The 17,910-nt window shown below is 50.9% G+C and carries 11 protein-coding genes; 4 read left to right on the top strand and 7 right to left on the bottom strand.

The features are described from left to right. Positions 1 to 17: 17 nt before the first annotated feature. Complete coding sequence (locus IPN28_08575; protein QQS56346.1) at positions 18 to 2,012, top strand: response regulator; 1,995 nt, start codon at positions 18 to 20, stop codon at positions 2,010 to 2,012. Between the two features lie 84 nt (positions 2,013 to 2,096). On the opposite strand, the gene IPN28_08570 is transcribed toward IPN28_08575, so the two are convergent. Then, positions 2,097 to 3,557, bottom strand: a complete 1,461-nt coding sequence (locus tag IPN28_08570) for a hypothetical protein (protein ID QQS56345.1) — start codon at positions 3,555 to 3,557, stop codon at positions 2,097 to 2,099. 101 nt (positions 3,558 to 3,658) lie between these two features. Here IPN28_08570 and mazG point away from each other — a divergent pair, with 101 nt between their 5' ends. The 3 genes from mazG to IPN28_08555 all read left to right on the top strand — a co-directional run bounded on the left by mazG (position 3,659) and on the right by IPN28_08555 (position 10,903). Further along, positions 3,659 to 4,474 (top strand): nucleoside triphosphate pyrophosphohydrolase, encoded by an 816-nt coding sequence (mazG, locus tag IPN28_08565; protein QQS56344.1) that lies wholly within the window; start codon positions 3,659 to 3,661, stop codon positions 4,472 to 4,474. A gap of 178 nt (positions 4,475 to 4,652) precedes the next feature. Continuing rightward, a complete protein-coding gene (gene gltB / locus IPN28_08560; GenBank protein ID QQS56343.1) occupies positions 4,653 to 9,245 on the top strand; it encodes a glutamate synthase large subunit in 4,593 nt (1,530 codons plus the stop codon). 14 nt (positions 9,246 to 9,259) lie between these two features. Continuing rightward, complete coding sequence (locus IPN28_08555; GenBank protein ID QQS56342.1) at positions 9,260 to 10,903, top strand: FAD-dependent oxidoreductase; 1,644 nt, start codon at positions 9,260 to 9,262, stop codon at positions 10,901 to 10,903. An 11-nt stretch (positions 10,904 to 10,914) separates the two neighbouring features. Here IPN28_08555 and hflX read toward each other — a convergent pair whose 3' ends face one another. From hflX to IPN28_08525, 6 genes are all read right to left on the bottom strand, one after another. After that, on the bottom strand, positions 10,915 to 12,264 hold the full coding sequence (hflX, locus tag IPN28_08550) for a GTPase HflX (GenBank protein ID QQS58579.1): 1,350 nt from the start codon (positions 12,262 to 12,264) through the stop codon (positions 10,915 to 10,917). Positions 12,265 to 12,306: 42 nt separating this feature from the next. Continuing rightward, the gene (gene hfq, locus IPN28_08545; GenBank protein ID QQS56341.1) at positions 12,307 to 12,558 is read right to left on the bottom strand and encodes an RNA chaperone Hfq; all 252 of its coding nucleotides are present in this window, start codon (positions 12,556 to 12,558) and stop codon (positions 12,307 to 12,309) included. Positions 12,559 to 12,655: 97 nt separating this feature from the next. Beyond that, positions 12,656 to 13,321 carry an HAD hydrolase-like protein gene (locus IPN28_08540; GenBank protein ID QQS56340.1) on the bottom strand — a complete coding sequence of 222 codons (666 nt, stop codon included), beginning with the start codon at positions 13,319 to 13,321 and terminating at the stop codon, positions 12,656 to 12,658. Beyond that, positions 13,318 to 14,130, bottom strand: a complete 813-nt coding sequence (gene murI / locus IPN28_08535; protein QQS56339.1) for a glutamate racemase — start codon at positions 14,128 to 14,130, stop codon at positions 13,318 to 13,320. Before murI ends, IPN28_08540 begins: the two co-directional genes overlap by 4 nt. A 3-nt stretch (positions 14,131 to 14,133) precedes the next feature. Then, a complete protein-coding gene (locus tag IPN28_08530) occupies positions 14,134 to 15,561 on the bottom strand; it encodes a sigma-54-dependent Fis family transcriptional regulator (protein ID QQS56338.1) in 1,428 nt (475 codons plus the stop codon). 2 nt (positions 15,562 to 15,563) lie between these two features. Continuing rightward, on the bottom strand, positions 15,564 to 17,762 hold the full coding sequence (locus tag IPN28_08525) for a PAS domain-containing sensor histidine kinase (protein ID QQS58578.1): 2,199 nt from the start codon (positions 17,760 to 17,762) through the stop codon (positions 15,564 to 15,566). Positions 17,763 to 17,910 lie beyond the last annotated feature (148 nt).

Below are 17,910 nucleotides of genomic sequence, written 5' to 3'. Positions count from 1 at the left end.
CTATCAGGAGGTTTGCCATGGAATGCATAGCCAATCTCAGCGAGAACGCCAAGCTTATGGAGGCGGCGATCGTCAATGCCAAGGATGGTGTTATTATTACTACAGCCGATTTAAATAACCCTACCATACTTTATGTGAACGAGGCCGTGACGCGTATATCGGGCTATGAGGCGCATGAGTTGATCGGGCAGACGCCCCGCATTCTTCAGGGGCGGGATACGGATCGCAAGGTTCTTCGTGAACTCAAGGATTGTCTTTCGAAGGGGCGACCGTTTAAGGGAGAGTTGAAGAATTATACAAAAGATGGAATTCCCTACTGGCTTGATATCAGCATTACGCCAGTCAGGAACGATGAGGGGGTCGTCACTCATTTTACTGCTATAGAGCGGGATATTACCCAGCGTAAAGCGTTCGAGAAGGAATTACAGGTGAGTAGAGAGTCCGCCGAGGTCGCCAAGCGGTCTATGAGGAGTTTTCTGGCGAATATGTCGCATGAACTGCGGACCCCCATGAACGGAATTCTCGGTCTTTCCGAGCTTCTCGCCGAAATGCCGTTACAGGATGATCAAAAGGAACTTTCGGACGCTATTCATATCTCTTCCAGAAGCCTGCTCAATCTTCTGAACGATATTCTCGATCTTTCAAAAATTGAGGCGAATGAGTTGATTCTTGAGACTATACCTTTCGACTTGAGGCAAGTCGTGCGGCAGACGATAGATTTACAGAAGCCGCTTGCTTCCAGAAAGGGTATAGCTTTGGAGTATATGATTAGCCCGGAAGTTCCTGATCGTATTGTTGGCGATCCCGGACGATTTCAGCAGGTTCTCAATAATCTGATCAGCAATGCCATCAAGTTTACCGAGAGCGGAAAAGTTCTTGTCACTATTGAAGAATTTTTGTCTCACCCCGGAGAACGGCGGTTAAATATTAAAGTCCAGGATTCGGGTATAGGAATACCCCTTGAGAAGCAGCAAATTATATTTGAGAAATTTATTCAGGCCGACGTTACGACGGCACGAAAATATGGAGGAACAGGCTTGGGTCTTTCCATTACACGAGAGCTTGTAGAAATGATGAATGGAACTATTGATCTTGAGAGCACCGAAGGCGAAGGCACTATCTTTTATCTCGATCTTCCATTGATCAATGCAACAGCCGAATCTGACTCCTCGTTGCAAAAGGCCTTGGCCAGTACAAATAACTATAACCGCAAAGCCCGTGTTCTTGTGGTTGATGATCACCCTGTCAATCTGCTGTTTATGCGAAAAGTTTTAAAGAAGATGGGATTTATGATTGTTGATGAAGCCGAGAGCGGGCACAAGGCGATAGAGGCCGCAGAGAAGAATAGGTACGACCTTATTTTTATGGATTGTCAGATGCCGGAAATCGACGGGTTCGAGGCCTCCGAGATTATCAGGGAGAAGGAGGCTTTGATCGGCGATGTTCTGATTATAGCCGTTACTGCGGATGCCATGCGTGGGGCGCGGGAAAAATGCCTCGATGCCGGAATGAATGATTATATCAGCAAGCCTGTCGATATTAGCAAACTGACCTCCGTGCTTGAGAAATGGCTGCCGTGCAACAACAGCTTTGAAAGCCCTGAGGATGATCAGAGTTTTCTTGTTCCGCTAGAGCCTGTCACTCAGTCTATTCATGGCGTGGAGAACATATTTGACTGGGACAGACTTAGAATTTTTGCCGAAACGCCGGAGGAAGAAGAGGAGCTTATCGGCATCTTTGTTAACTATGCACAAGAGTCTCTTGATATCCTGAAGGCCAGCGTTGCTGAGCAGGAATACGAACAGTGGAAAAAAGCCGCGCATAAGCTTAAAGGTTCGGCGGCTAATCTGGGTGCACAGAAACTTTCGGAACTTTGTTTTGAGGCTGAGAAGGCTTTCGAAGCTGTATGCGAAGAAAAGGGTGAGCTTTATCGCCAGATTAAGGGATCGTATTCAGAGCTTCTGGGTGTTCTGGGCGACAGGGTACCGGAGGGCAGAGGAAGTGAGGTTTAAGCCACATAAGGTTATACTCTTGTGTGATAATGTATATTATGGTAATTAATATATTCTATTTAGTTTCACTTTCTTGCGCCTCTCTCACATGATTGGGCCTTGCGGTTCGGGCGGCTCTTCTTCTATCGGGCTGAGATCGTGTACACCGCCATTATCTCTCAGTTCTGCCAGAAGTTCGAAGTTTTCAGCTTGAGCCATTTCATTGGCGAAGGTTCTTCCCTTGGCGACTTCCTCGGGATTTACAAAGCGCAAATCGGCACCGGCTTCAAGCAGATCCTTCATCTTCGCTGCATCCGTGTTGCGGGATTTTATCATGTGCAGCATTTCGATCGTTGCATCATAGCTGCGCGATAATTTTTCAAGCACTTCGGTGTCCATGGCGACCAAACACGTCTGGTCGTCATAATTCAGTGCGGCAAAATGATATCCTGTGAGGCTGAAATTTTCGCGCCCGATTTTGCGAGCCTCCTTTGCAATATCCGCCGTCTCCTTGGCGTGGATAACCACATAGTTCCAGGAACGTCCGCGGTGGTCCGGCAAGGCCTGGCTATTCTGCAGCAAATGCATCAATGTCCGAGGCGCAAAGCGCGAAGACACCGTTTCGACCGGAACGATATGGCCGGACGATGCGGCCTTTAAGACTGCGGCCTGCGCCCAGATGGTTTCGCGGTGGTCCAAGGAGGTTCCGATGTTAAAACCGCTGTCCGTGGTCTCCACATGGAACTGCTGGGGCGTGGCGATAAAATAGCCGCTGAATTCGGTCACGTCCGTCCACTTTTTTTGCAGATGCGCGATGTCGCCGACCTTTTTGTCGATCTTCGGGCGCCATTGCCATGGACCCTTGAACGTGGTGTCGTAATCATCGCGCAGCAGATAGTCCAGGTATTCAGCGGCTCTTTGCGGGTCCAGATCGTTAAAAGTCCGCAGGTCCGGCTCAATAGACAGGTCTTTCGATACGATTAGTTTCGCGCCGTTGAGGAGGCCGTATGGCGTCATTCCCCAGCTTGCTGCGGTGTCCAGATCAAAAGATACGACATGGAAAAAGCGGCCCATGTGCATGGTTGCGGCCTTTGCGTCTTTTGGGGGTGGAAGAGAAATTTTTGTTCCCCTATCGTCGAGGAATACTGCCTTGCCGCCGTTATTGTAAAATCTGGCGTAACAAGATAATTCGGGGATCGATGCAATACGGCTTCCCGGCTGGTTTAGCCCTATCTCATAGGCACTCTCAAGATTTGCCACTTCCGCTCCCTTGGATGCAGAAATTTCTGATTGAGCGTTCACTTTCACTATAGAACCCGATTCATCGGTGATGATCCGAGAGTTGTCTTTTTCTACAATCAAGAGAAGGCTGGCGCCTGTTTTCTGATCCTCAAGGAAAAAGGACCGCCTGTCCGGGCTGGCGGATACCGATACATCGTTTTGCGTGGTCGTACGCCATTTACGGCGTTCGTCCGTGAAGAAGTTCATGTCGAAATGATTGCCCCAGTGTCCGGGCTGTGACATATAATCCAGTATCTGGCGCTTTTGCTCGTAGGTAATACTCAATGGACACCCGCCGCCGTTCAATCACACTCTGTTCAAAGCTCTTATTATCCTTATATATTAATGTGTTCTATTTTCGGTTAATTGTCAAAAAGTTGTGATCCATGAAGTCAAAAGGGCAAAAATACACGTTTGAAGAGCTTACGGGCATCATGGCCAAGCTTCGTGATCCGGTCAGCGGCTGCCCGTGGGACCGTGAACAGAATTTTAAGACTATTGCCCCCTACACGCTTGAGGAAGCCTATGAGGTGGCGGATGCGATTGATCGCAATGATATGGATGATTTGCGGGAGGAGCTGGGCGATCTTTTGCTGCAGCCCGTTTATCACGCCCAGATGGCTTCCGAGGCCGGGTCTTTTAATATCGAAGATGTGGTTGACGGGATCGCCCGCAAGATGGTCGAGCGGCATCCGCACGTCTTCGGAGATGCAAGCGCACAGAGTGCCGAGGAGGTCAATTCGATCTGGGATCAGAAGAAGAAAGGAGAGGCCGAGCGGAAAAGACAAGGCCAGAGCGCCAGTGCGCTGGAGGGCGTTCCCCCTGCCCTGCCCGCCTTGCTGAAGGCGCAGAAGCTGCAATCCAAGGCGGCCAAGGTGGGATTTGAATGGAAGAATATTCAGGACGTTCTCAATAAGCTTGAGGAAGAATTGAAAGAGCTTCTTGAGGCTGTACATAGCGGGTCTAAGGAAAATAGCGCCGAAGAACTTGGGGATGTTCTTTTTGTGCTTGTTAATCTCGGTCGTAAAATGGGGATCAATAGCGAGGAGGCCTTGCGTCAGTGCAACAACAAGTTTGAGCGTCGTTTCCGTGGGCTTGAATCGGATTTTATTCAGCAGGGCCGCCCACTCTCAAGTCTTCTGTTAGAAGAAATGACGGATGCGTGGATAGTGCAAAAGAAAACTGAAAGAAAATACAAGTAAAAACAGTCTGTTACATTTTTTTTACATTTACACTACCGTCAAATAGTCATAATGAAGAAAATTCGCTTTTTCTCCCTAAATACTTTGTGCTAGACTTTCGGGGATAAAAATCAACAAAGAATAATTTAAGACCTTTAAATGTAATAAAGGCGCGATTGTTTAACAGAGGGTTACACACATGGACGGTGGTTCAATACTCTCCCCGAGCACAAGGGTTCCTGAAGAACACCATGACGCTTGCGGGGTCGGGTTTCTGGCAAAGATCGACGGGACACCCAGTCACGGGATTGTCAAAGACGGCTTGACCATGCTGGGCTGTGTCCAGCACCGCGGCGGAATCAACCCGGACGGCAGCGGCGACGGCGCCGGTATTCAAACGCAAATTCCGCATGGGCTTGTGAATAAGGCCTATTACGATCAGGCCGGGTTCGAGGCCGCTGGATCGCTTGGTGTTGGTGTATTTTTTCTTCCCCGTCAGGACTGGTGGGCGCGTGACCAAGCACAAAAAATCGTCACGGACCATATGCAGAACGCGGGTTATAAAAACACTATCTGGCGGGACGTTCCGGTTGATAAGGAGACGCTTAGCACTTTGGCCCGCCAGACGATGCCCCATATCATGCAACTCCTTGTGCCTCCGCAAGACGGTATGAAAGGCCAAGATTTCGAAAAGCATCTTTTCGTTGTCCGGCGGCAAATCGAAAAGGACATTGCCGAGCGCGGACTTTCCAGAGGCGGCAGTGAGACATTTTATGTTCCCTCGATGAGTTCGCAGCGTATCATCTATAAAGGCATGGCGCTGGCCCCTCATCTTTCCAAAGTCTTTCCCGATCTTAAGGATGACAGTTTTAAAAGCGCCTACATTATTTTTCACAACCGCTTTTCGACCAATACGATGCCGGAATGGCCGCTGGCGCATCCGTTCCGTATGCTGGCACATAACGGTGAGGTCAATACGGTTGTCGGTAACCGCAATGCCATGCCCATGCACGCACGGCGTTTTGCTGATGCGTACGGGCCAGATTATGCCAAGGTTACACCGGTAATCATTCGTGGACGCTCTGATTCCGCGGACGCTGATTCCGCCATGGAGTATTTTCGCCATACAGGACTTTCTCTTCCCACCATCAAATCCATGATGGCTCCGGAGGCTGTCCGCAGCAGTTCTCAACTCCCGGACGATGTGCGTGATATGTATAAGTACATTTATGCGACATACGACCAATGGGACGGTCCGGCGATGTTCATCGTCAGCGACGGGAACATGGTGCTGGCTGCCGGAGATCGCAATGGTTTGCGCCCGACCCGCTATATCATTACCAATGACGGGCGGATGATCGCGGGTTCGGAAGACGATATGCTAACCCTCGATCCTTCTCTTATTGTCGAGAAGGGCAATTTGACACCGGGGACCATGATTGCGGTCGATCTGGGGCGTAAGCAAGTTTTACGCGATCAGGAACTTAAGGCGATTGCCGTTTCCGAGCTTCGCGACCAGATTGAATTAACATCCTATATCCAGGACGTCCCCGATCCGAAAAGGCCTTTTGCCTTCAGGTACGATCCTGACCGGGAAGAAGATGGCAAGGCTCTGCGTCAAGCACAGAGGACGGCCGGGATTACGACAGAAGACGTCGAATATATCGACGATATGGTGAAAGAAGGGAAAGACCCTCTGGGCGCTATGGGGGACGATACACCTCTGGCGGTTCTTTCTGAAAAACGCCGTCATTTTACGGATTTCTTTCAGGAGCAGTTTGCCCAGATCACGAACCCGCCGATCGATCCGATCCGCGAAGCCGAGAGCATGAGTATCAGCAGCCATCTGGGCTCTTTGCATGATTCCACTGGGCGTCCTTCCAGAAAGCCTGTATTTCTCCTGAACGAAACCCCTATCCTTTCCGAACAGCACAAGCGCGATCTTCAAGACAGGATCGGCAAGCAAAATCTTCATGTTATCGATTGCACGTTCGATACCAGCCGGGGCGAGTCTCTTAGGTCAGCTATGGACAGAATACTTGGAGAAGCAGCGAGTGCGGCACACCAGGGCAAACATATTTTTCTGACCGATGAGTTTACAAACGAGCATAAGGTTGCTGTGCCCATGATGCTGGCGGTCGGAGGCGTTCATACCCACCTGATTAAATCAGAACTCAGGGACCAGACTTCGATCGGGTTCAACGATAATTCCGCTTATGAGACGCACAGACAAAACTGCGTGTTCGGGGTTGGGGCGGATTATGGCACCTGCCAGCTTGCCGAGCGCACAATCTCTGCCCGTCATGCGGAGGGCGCCTATGATAAGGGTGATAAGAGGCCTGACTTGCAGGAATGCCTTGACAGTTTTTATCATGCTCTTCATACGGGACTTGCGAAGACTATGTCGAAGATGGGCGTGTCAACCTTGTCTTCGTACAAACAAGCCCGCCTCTTTGAAGCTTTAGGAATTTCGCAGACTATCCTTGACGAGCATATGCCGGGAATCCCCTCCCCTATCGGCGGGATGGACATGGATATGCTGGAAACGCGCCTTGTCCACCACCACGACCGCGATATCAAGCGTTCGACAAATGATACCTTGAACGATGGTGGGCTTTTCAAAGCGCGCGCTGCCGGGGAATATCATGCCGATGGCGGTTTTGCCATCAAGCTCCTGCAATATGCGGTTAACGAGGGCGGCGACAAGGGCTGGGAATTTTATCGGCAATATACAGACCTGCTTGAGCGAAACCGACAAGAGCATCCTATCGATATTCCGGATTTGCTTAATTTTAAGGAGGTCGATGCAATCCCTGTCGAGGAGGTCGAGTCCGAAGAAACGATCATGGCGCGTTTTATGAATGGCGCTATGTCACTCGGGGCGCTCTCACCAGAGGCGCATGACGCGATTACGGTTGCCATGAACCGCCTTGGCGCTAAATCCAATAGCGGCGAAGGGGGCGCAAAGCCTGAATTTTACGGCACTGAGCATGATCCCAGCGTCAAACAATATGCCTCGGCCCGCTTTGGCGTGACAGCCGGTTATCTGATGAGTGCTGATGAAATCGAAATCAAAATCGCACAGGGAGCCAAGCCCGGTGAGGGCGGGCAGTTGATGGGGGCAAAAAACCATGGCGCCATTCCCCGTCTGCGCCATACCAAGCCGGGGGTCACACTGATCTCCCCTCCTCCACACCACGATCAGTATTCGATCGAGGATCATGCCGGCGTTATTTATGAACTCAAGGCTATCAATCCCGAGGCCCGCGTCCGCACAAAGCTTGTCTCGACGACCGGAGTCGCCACGATCGTTTCCGGCGTTCAAAAGGCCGGAGCCGATACCATACATATTGCCGGATTCCGCGGAGGCACGGGAGCCTCACCCAAAAGTTCCATCAAGCATACAGGTATGCCGTGGTCGATCGGACTTTCATCGGCTAACCAGCTTTTGCACCGCACTGGCGGGCGTGAGTTTATCTCCCTTTCGACCGATGGCGGTTTAAGGGATGGGCGGGGCATCGTCATCGCGGCCCTGCTGGGTGCTGAGGAGTATAGTTTCGGATCGTTGCCGATGTATGCGACGGGTTGCCTGCTGATGCGGCAATGTTTCAGTAATAAATGTGCTGTTGGTGTGGCTACGCAGGATCAAAAACTCCGTGCAAAATTTCCAGTTCTGGACGGTGCCGTTTCTCCTCAGGAGAAAGCCGTGACCATGGTCATGAACCTGTTCCGATATCTGGCCCGCGATGTTCGTGAGCAGTTGGCGGCCGTTGGCTACCGTTCGATCGACGAGGCTGTCGGGCGCGGCTTTGAGCGCCTTGAGCAGGTCTACGGGAAGCATGTGGGGATTGATCTGGGGTGGATGCTTGAGAATCCAAACCCTGCCGGAGCGCCTCTGCACAGTAAACTCAAGGCCGGGGAAAGGAACGAATATTCCGATCCTAACCATCCCAGCGGCGTGTATTTTGACGAAAAAATACTAAAGCTATACGGAGAGGAAATCCTGAGCGGACGACCTGCCGAGATTACCGTTTCTGTCACGAATACTGACCGTGCTGTCGGGGCGCGTATGGCTTATCACCTTCGAAAGGCTTTCAGTCCTGAGTCCCTCAATAAGACCGGGTTTTTGGCTGAGGATCATGTAAAAATCAATCTGGACGGGATTGCCGGACAGGGTCTTGGGGCGTTTATCGAGCAGGGTCTTACCCTGCGTGCACATGGCGCCAATGACGGGGTCGGGAAATCACTTTCCGGCGGAAAGATCGTGATTTCCGCTGACGAAGCCAGTCCGATTGCACAGAACCCGCAGGATAATGTCCTGATCGGACAGTTTGCCTTGTTCGGCGCGACCAAGGGTGAGCTGTTCGTTGCCGGGAAAGCCGGAAACCGCTTTGCCATCCGCAATTCCGGCGGTCTTGCTGTCGTCGAGGGTATGCAGGATAACGGCTGCAATTACCAGACGAACGGGCGGATCGTGTGCCTAGGTGAGGTCGGGCATAATTTCGGCGCAGGTATGACCGGGGGTGATGCCTTCATCTATGATATCGCCAACACGCTGGAAGAGCGGGCGAATGATGATGTTGTTCTTCGGCAAATTACTTCAGGCAGCAAGGAAGAACAGGATCTCAAATTTTTGGTTGAGAAGCATGTGCGCGAGACCGGATCGCGGCATGGGCAGAAGATATTGGATCACTGGGAGGATTCATTGAAGCACTTTAAGTATGTTCTGCCCTCTTATGTTCCGCCACCTACACCGGAAGTCGAAGAGACTCCCGAGTTTGCGCTGCACTGATAAAGGGGATCAATATGACGCAAGACAATAAAGCAGGTGATATTGTAGAGTTAAGAGACCTTGTGAGGCAAGCCCAGAAGCTTGTGGCCTTTCCTGATGTCAGCCGCGAGAACCCTCTTACTATTTCTGCGACCGAAGCGCGTCAGAGTTTTGTGCCTGTAGACACTCTCTATGATACCCAGATTGCCATGAAGCAGGCGGGACGTTGCGGCCAGTGCGCGACCCCGTTTTGCTCTATCGGTACGCCTGTAAAACTGTCCGGTTGCCCTCTTAACAATAATATACCTGACTGGTTGCAGAAACTTGCCCAAGGGCAGATTGAGCTTGCCATCGATCAGGTCTACCGTACTAACCCGATGCCGGATGCAACCGGATTTGTCTGCCCTAAAGCCGCTTTGTGCGAGGGTGCTTGCGTCTTGTACCAATCCGACTGGGGCGCTGTTTCGATTGGAAATATCGAGCGATTTCTTTCTGACACCGCCTGGAAATACGGACTTGTTCCGCCTATCAACCCGCGAGGCCTGAACAACGAATTCAAAGTCGCCGTGATTGGCAGCGGGCCGGCCGGTTTTGCGGCGTCCGCCGCTTTGGCCGATGTCGGTTATCATGTCGAGATTTTCGAGCGCAGCGAACAACCCGGCGGGCTTTTGCGTTACGGCATTCCTGCCTTCAAGATGCCCAAGGAGGTTGTCGACAGAAATTTCCAGCGTTTGGATGCTGCGCCGAACGTCGTTATACATACGCGCATGTCTATCGGACAATGCGGCGAAGGGGATGCTCATGACGGTCATAAGCATATTCCGTTTGCCGATCTTGTTCGCGAGTTTGATGCCATCGTTATCGCTACCGGCACTTACCGTTCGAAAAGCGCCCGGATGGAAGGAGATGCTGCCTCCGAAGTGCTTCCGGCCATTGATTATCTTTCCACGCAGGACCGTGTTTCTGAAGGCACAAAAGTTCCCGGATACTCTGATGATGAGGGTAATCCCGGGTGGCTAAACGGCCAGGGTAAAAGAGTTGTCGTTGTGGGCGGCGGCGATACGTGGATCGATTGTATGCGTACGGCTAAGAGACAAGGCGCCGCAGAAGTCATCGGGCTTTATTATAAGGGGCCGGATGACGTTAAGGCCAATGACAAAGATCTTGGCTATGCTCTCAGGGAGTTTCAGGATGACGACCGTATCCGTTATTACTCTAAGGCCAAGGCCATGGAAAGGGTTTCCGATAAGTCTTACAAGGTCACGGTTGCCAAAACACAGATGGTCGATGGGAAGCTGGTTGAAGTTCCCGGAGGAGACGAAGTGATCGAAGCCGACCTTGTGATCAGCGCGGTCGGGTTTGAGCCTGAAGATTTGCCTTCCCTTTTCAACATTCCTGAAATGCCCTTGAAGCCAGACGGGACGCTTGCCGTTAATCCGGTTCACCATCCCGAGCCTTATCCACCGGGTACAGGAACCGTTGGCCGCGTTCACTACGGGGACGACAGTGCAATAGTTGTGGCCGCAGGGGATATCGTTCGCGGTCCATCCCTCGTCGTGCAGGGCTTGCGAGACGGGAAGGATGCTGCAAAATTTTTGCACGATGCTCTCCGCTATCCTGAGCGCATTAAGCTTAAATACAAGCAGGATCATATCGAGCTTGAGACTTACGACCCCTAACGCTATGAGTTTTACGTCTTTGTCTTTGTTCGTTGTCTTGAGCGTGAAGGTTTGTAGTTAAACTGCGAAAAGAATTTTTCCTTATCCGAGTCGTGCAGACGTACATTTATTCTTATTTCCTTTTCTGTTATTTTTTTTTGCAAAACCTCTCCGTGCGCGTAAAGCCATGCGAGGGCTTTTCCGTCCTCGGGCCGGAGTTTGAAGACGATTTCTTCCCTTCCCGCTGCGGTTAATTTTGCAATTTCACTTAATAGACTTTCCTTTCCCTCCCCCTTCAGCGCGGATAGAGGCACAGACCTTATTTTACCGTAAGAGGCGAGGCGCTTGAAGTCTGCGAGATTATCTTCGGAGAGCTTGTCAATTTTGTTATAGATTTCAATGATGCGGGGGTCGGTTTCATAATCGACCTCAAGGTCTTTGAGGATCGTTATGACATCTTCGCGCTGCTGCCTGTAATCCGGGCGCGAGACGTCAATGACGTGCAGGATTACGTCAGCGCTCGTGATTTGCTCCAATGTTGCACGGAAGGATTCAACCAGATGTGTCGGCAGATCGGAGATAAAGCCCACAGTGTCGGCGAGGATCACTTCCTGCTTGGTTGGCAGCTTGAGGCGGCGCATGGTGGGGTCGAGCGTGGCGAAAAGTAAATCTTTTGCTAATACCCCAGCATCGGTGAGAGCATTAAACAGAGTCGATTTTCCGGCATTTGTGTAACCGACCAGAGACACGATGGGATAAGGAACACGCTCGCGGCTTTTGCGTCCGAGGTCGCGGGTGCGTCGGACATTCTCCAATTCTTTTTTAAGCTTTGTAATTCGGTCGGAAATCAGACGACGGTCAAGCTCGATCTGAGTTTCGCCGGGTCCGCCCATGAAGCCTGCTCCGCCGCGCTGTCTTTCCAGGTGGGTCCAAGAACGGACGAGGCGTGATCGCTGATATTCCAACGCGGCCAATTCGACCTGTAAACGCCCTTCCTTCGTGCGGGCGCGTTCGCCGAAAATCTCAAGGATCAGCCCTGTGCGGTCGATGACCTTGGCTTTCCATGCGGTTTCCAGGTTTCTTTGCTGCACGGGTGAAAGCGCCTGATTCACGATGACCACGGAGGGTTGCAGTTCCTCGATATCCTGAGCGATATCCTCAACCGTTCCCTTGCCGATGTAACTGGCCGGATTGATTTTCTGGACTTTGGCGATGCGTGTTTTCAGCACCTTCAGCCAAATGGCGCGGGCCAGACCTTCGGCCTCCTCAATGATATCTTCGGTTGCCCGGGTCGGTGGTTTGGCCGTACTGAGGGGTTGGACAATATAGGCGCTTTCCGCTGTTTGATCACCGGAGTCCGCCTTGCCTTTTTTACTCTTCAGCTTGTCTGTGTTGCTCAAAGCACCTGCCGAGGGAAGCCCCTATCAATCGTCGGAGTCTTTTCCGTCCTCGCCGTCCTTAAGGCTCAAAGGTCCGCCGGGCATGATGGTTGACACGGCGTGCTTGTAGATCAGCTGGATATGCGAATCGCGGCGCAGGAGGATACAGAAATTATCAAACCAGGTGACAATGCCCTGGAGCTTCACGCCGTTAACCAAGAAAACAGTGACGGCCATTTTTTCCTTGCGGATTTTATTCAGAAAGACATCCTGAACGTTCTGAATTTTTTCTGACATGCTCTTTTCCTTTTTGTTATGGCACTTGTTTTTTTTACTTTAGTGTCAGGACTTTATCTTTTTTCAAAGAATAGCCTCCGTCCTAGTTTTTAGCGAATTATGCGTTCAATGCAACCAAAAACTCGTAAAGCTCCTGACAATTTTTCAGAGACAAAATAGGATTGTATTCCCTTTTTGTTGCTGACATATCCTCGCCTGCTGTGAGTAATACGGCGGGGCAAAGCGCTTCCTGCGCGCATCTCATGTCAATGTCCGTATCCCCTACGTACCAGGCTGTATGTCTTTTATCCCTAAAATTTGTCAGGCTAAGGGCTTTTAGAAGAGGTTCTCCGGAGGGCTTGTCGGCTGCGGACTCCCCCGCGGCGACGACGACTGAAAAATTAGAGGACCAGCCGTAATATTCAATTTCCCTCCGCACGATGGAGCCTTTCTTGTTGCTCACCACCCCCATTACCGTCATTCTTTCTTTTAGCAGATTTAGAATTAAATCTGCTGCGGGCATATACTTCAATTTATCAGTGTTTTCATTCACGTATTTTTCGAAGAGAACTTTCGCTTCCTCAGAACGGTGTTTGTAAATTGTGGTGTAGAGGATTTCGCGGGGTTTGCCGAAATACTCCTTGAATTCGTTCTGTTTGAAGGGCGGAAAGCCCAATTCTCCTAATACGTGCGAGTGTGCATCGTTCAGAAATCCGTAGCTGTCCACCAAAGTTCCGTCCCAGTCGAAAAATACAGCTTCCGGGTGCCTAATCTTTGCGCTCACAATATCTCTCCCGAGGTGGTTTTTTCAATTTCAATATGCTGCCCGTAAAGGCTGATCGCGGACTCTTTGTAATTTTGTGTCAGGTCACTGACGAGGAACCTGCTTTTTCCAGAGCGGCCTATGTCGTTGGCGATTTCCGGGTGTCTGTCCAGATAGCTGGCTAGTTTTCGGGGAATGATTTCGTCCTGCGATAGCAAAGTCATGTTCTTACCCGCTAACGTGGTGATTTTGTCCTTCAGAAGCGAATAATGGGTGCAGCCTAAAATAAGACATTCGCTTCCGGATTCAATCAATGGTGCCAAGTAATGTTTCAATACCGGATCAATCCAGCGGATGCCGTCATTTTCGATCATAGGCACGAGCAAAGGCGCGGCGTTTTGGACGATTTGAATGTCGGGATTCAGCTTTTGGAGTTCCTGACTGTAGACGTTCGAGTTGACCGTATGGTGCGTTCCTAAAAGACCAATATTTTTATGTCCCTTTTCGATTGCCTCCTCAAGTGTTGGGACGACGACACCTATTATCCTTCTTTCGGGCCACGGAGATGACGGGAGGTACTCCTGCTGAAGTCTTCTTAAGGCTGTGGCGCTGACGGTATTGCAGGCGACGATAATCAGGCGGCAATCCTGACTGAAGAGATACTCCATGGCGCGGCGTGAATATTCGTATATGGCTTCCGCCGAACGGTTGCCGTACGGCAAGTGGAGCGTATCTCCATAGTAAATCATATCAATATCGGGGAGATGCGTACGTATGGATTTTGCGATCAAAAGGCCGCCCAATCCGGAATCAAAGACGCCCAGATTCATCACTCAGGCTCGTTTCAGATTTTTTAGGGAATCAGATTCACCTTCTGACTTTTCATCAGAAAAAATCCCAAGAGATTTCATTTTCCGGTGCAAAGCGGAACGCTCCATCCCTACGAACTGGGCAGTTTTGGAGATATTGCCGCCGAAACGCTGAATCTGCGCCTGAAGGTACTCCTTCTCGAACCCCTCCCGCGCCTCACGCAAGGTCAGGTGGATGAATTCCTGCGGATTAGCCCCTGCTGTTACCAGAGACGGCAAACCCTTCACCTCAGGGGGCAGATCTTCGAGCCCGAATTCAGCTTTTGTCTGATTTCCGGCCATGATCAATACCCACTCCAGGGTATTTCTCAGCTGCCGGATGTTTCCGGGCCAGTCGTAGGCCTGAAGAGCGCTCAGAGCCTGGGTATTAAAGCGCGGCGGAGCAGTTTCTGACTGGCGTGTTAGTGATTTCATGAGATTATCAACCAGCATTGGAATATCATGCCGGCGCTTACGCAAAGGTGGCATGTTTATGGGTACGACGTTTAGGCGATAAAACAGATCCTGCCGAAACTTTCCCTGCATCATGTTTTGTTCTATATCCTGACTGGTCGAAGCGATAAAACGCACATCAATAGCTATCCTTTCGCTGGCCCCCATTCTCTGGAAGGCGTCCTCTTGTAAGACCCGCACAAGTTTTCCCTGAAGCTCTACAGGGAGATCCGCAATTTTATCCAGCAGGAGCGTTCCGCCGTTTGCGATATCCAAAATCCCATGTTTTTCGGGCTGGTTCATGTAGCCGCTGGCCGAGCCGAACAGTTCACGCTCCAGCCGATCCGGGTGCAGTGTCGAGCAATTCAGCACCATAAAGGGCTTATCCGATCGCTTCGAGACGCTGTGTATATACCTTGCTACCAGATTTTTTCCTGTTCCCGGTTCCCCGTTCAGCAGTACACGGCTGTTGGTTGGAGCGACACGATCAACAACCGTCTGAAGGTTTTTAATTATCTGAGAATTCCCGGCAATCTCATCCTCTATGGTTTCGGCACGGCGGCGCAGATTTTCATTTTCCTTCTTCAAAACGACATGCTCCATGGCGCGGCGGATCATGACCAAGAGGCGGTCGGCCTTAAAGGGCTTTTCAATGAAATCGTAGGCGCCCTTTTTGATCGCCGACACGGCTGTTTCTATCGTTCCGTGACCGCTGATCATAATGACGGCGATGTGAGGGTGTCTGGATTTAACGTTTTCAAGAATATTCAGCCCGTCCTCCGTACTGCCCTGCAGCCAGATATCCTGAATAATGATATCGGGCACTTTTGCGGCCACCGCTTCGTAGGCTGTTTTCGAACTGGAGGCCAGACGCGGTTTGTAGCCCTCGTCTTCCAGAATACCCTTGATCAGGTTTCTGATATCTTCTTCGTCATCGACAATCAGTATATCCGCCTTCATGATCACGCCACTTCCTTTTTTATTGCTTGATGAGTTGTTTCGCTTTTTAGCGGGAATGTGAGGATTAAAGTAGCGCCCCCGAGCTCACTCCAGCCTTTGATTTTTTTAAATTCTTCAGGGACTGTAAGCAGTAATCTTCCCCGATGATCTTCCATGATTTTTTTTACGATGGCCAACCCCAGACCCGTCCCCTTGGTCTTATGAGTTACGTAAGGTTCCGTCAATCTCTCAGGATTTTCACCCGACGGCAGGCCCATGCCGCTGTCGGCAACAGCGACGACTACTTCGTCAGGAGTCTGTCTGGCGATGAAAATTCTTATTTCTGCGAGTGCGTCCCGGTCTGATTCCAGCTTTGTCCTGATCGAGTCTACGGAATTCTGGATGAGGTTATTCATGACCTGCCTGATCTGAACGGCGTCCAAATCAACCTGAACCTGCTCGCAAGACGGGTCTACAGAAATTGTAATCCTGATATCGCTGTGCGCCTGCTGTGGAAGTATCAGAGCATTACGGATTTCCTTTGCTAGAGACATTTCCTTAAGATAGGGCTCCGGCATCCGGGCGAAGGAAGAGAATTCATCAACCATGCGACCGATATCCTCGACATGGCGTATGATTGTCTCTGTACAGGTGGTGAAAGTCTCCTTGTCTTCGTGAATTTGCCCAAGATACTTACGCTTTAGGCGCTCGGCGGAGAGTTGAATAGGCGTCAGGGGGTTTTTGATCTCATGGGCGATGCGGCGGGCAACATCGGACCACGCGGCTTTTCTTTGTGCCGATTGGAACTCTGTTATGTCATCGAAAGTCAGGATGATCCCCTTCTGCTGTTCGGCCAGAGGTTCCAGACTCGCACGAAAAAGGAAAATTCTTCGACCGGAAGCTTCTTTCTCCTGACTTTCAAGGATAATTTCCTGTTGCGTAATTTTCCCCGGCCGGCTGTAAGCCCGTTCCAGAAGGTCTTTAAGTTCCGGCAGCACGTCAAAAATGTGACGACCAGTGATATCTGATTTTTGGCTTAGCAGTAAATCAGCCGAAGCGTTGGAAAGATTAATTTTTCCTGACTCATCGAGGCCGATTACACCGGATGAAACCCCTTTTAGAACACTTTCCGTCAGGCGGCGGCGCAGGTCAATCTGTCGGTTGGCGTTAATCAATTCGTCGCGCTGCTGCTGAATTTGCTGGGTCATGCGGTTAAAGGACTTCGCCAGATATTCAAACTCCTCGAAGCTTTTTTCTTCGGGTACTCTGGCCGTGAGGTCACCGGAGCGTACACGATCGGATGTCGAAATCAGTTCGCTGATCGGCATAACCAACTCCCGAGCAAGAACAAGACTCAGCCAGATGGCGGCCAAAAGCATGAGAAGACCCACCACCACAAACAGCATCGTCACCGTAATCTGCAGGCCTGCGTATGAAGCCTGAAGATCAGAGTAATCTTCGACCGCCGCCGCCGTGGAAGAGAGGTGTGCAAGAACTTTAGAGTCGACCATGCGGCCTACAAAGAGATAAGAGTCTTCAAAATTCTGCAATTTCACCAAGGCTCTGACGCGGTCCTTTTTTTCACCCAACATCAGGACGACATCGCCCTGTTCGGCTTCGTTCAAGGCGTAAGAGGGTACATTCTCAAAAGCCAGCGAAATGGTCAGGCTTGAACGGGCTATTACATGACCGTTTTTCTGGAAGATGATCGCCTCGGGCAGATTTCTGATCTGCGACTGCGTTTCCATGATCGCTTCCAGAGCTTTTGGCTTGGCAAGAAAAATATCCGCCTGGCGGTCCAGGTCAGCGGCCATGGCCATGGTGTCGGCGCGGATAACCTGTTGGTGTTCCTCAAGGTAGGATTCGGCAACGGCCAGAGATTCATTAATAGCAGTTTTTACATGCTCGCTGAACCATGTCTGGACGCCAAAATGGAAAAAGAACGCGGAAAAGACGGTCATGATGATGGTCGGGACGGCGGCCAGAAAACTGAAGATATAAACCAGACGCACATGGAGATGGGAGCCGGCGATTCCCCTTTTCCGGCCGCTCCAGATGGCGACGATCCTTTTGGCAATCAGGGCGACCAGAAGGAGCAGAAAGATCAGGTCGATGTTCAGAAGCGTTATGACGGTCCGCGGGTCGTTGCCGAAAGGAGGTGTCTCGGTCAGGGCTGCGTAGGTTGCAAAACTGCTGATAATTGCGGCAAGCACCAGGAACAGGGATGCTTTTGTCCGCCAGGAACGCTTGCGTAAAGTCGAAAATTTGAGGGAGGCGAGAAATTTCTGCCCCAGTGCCTTTGTGTCCGTCAGCCCCGCAGTTTTGATCCGGTGCTGTTTTTGTTCCGGCCTATCATGGGACGGGGAGGAG

The sequence above is a fragment of the Alphaproteobacteria bacterium genome (genome assembly GCA_016699735.1).
In the GTDB taxonomy this organism is placed as follows: Bacteria; Pseudomonadota; Alphaproteobacteria; order Micavibrionales; family Micavibrionaceae; genus JAGNKE01.
The sequence above is the reverse complement of the archived record's forward strand: the minus strand, read 5'-3'. Positions and strand labels throughout refer to the sequence as shown.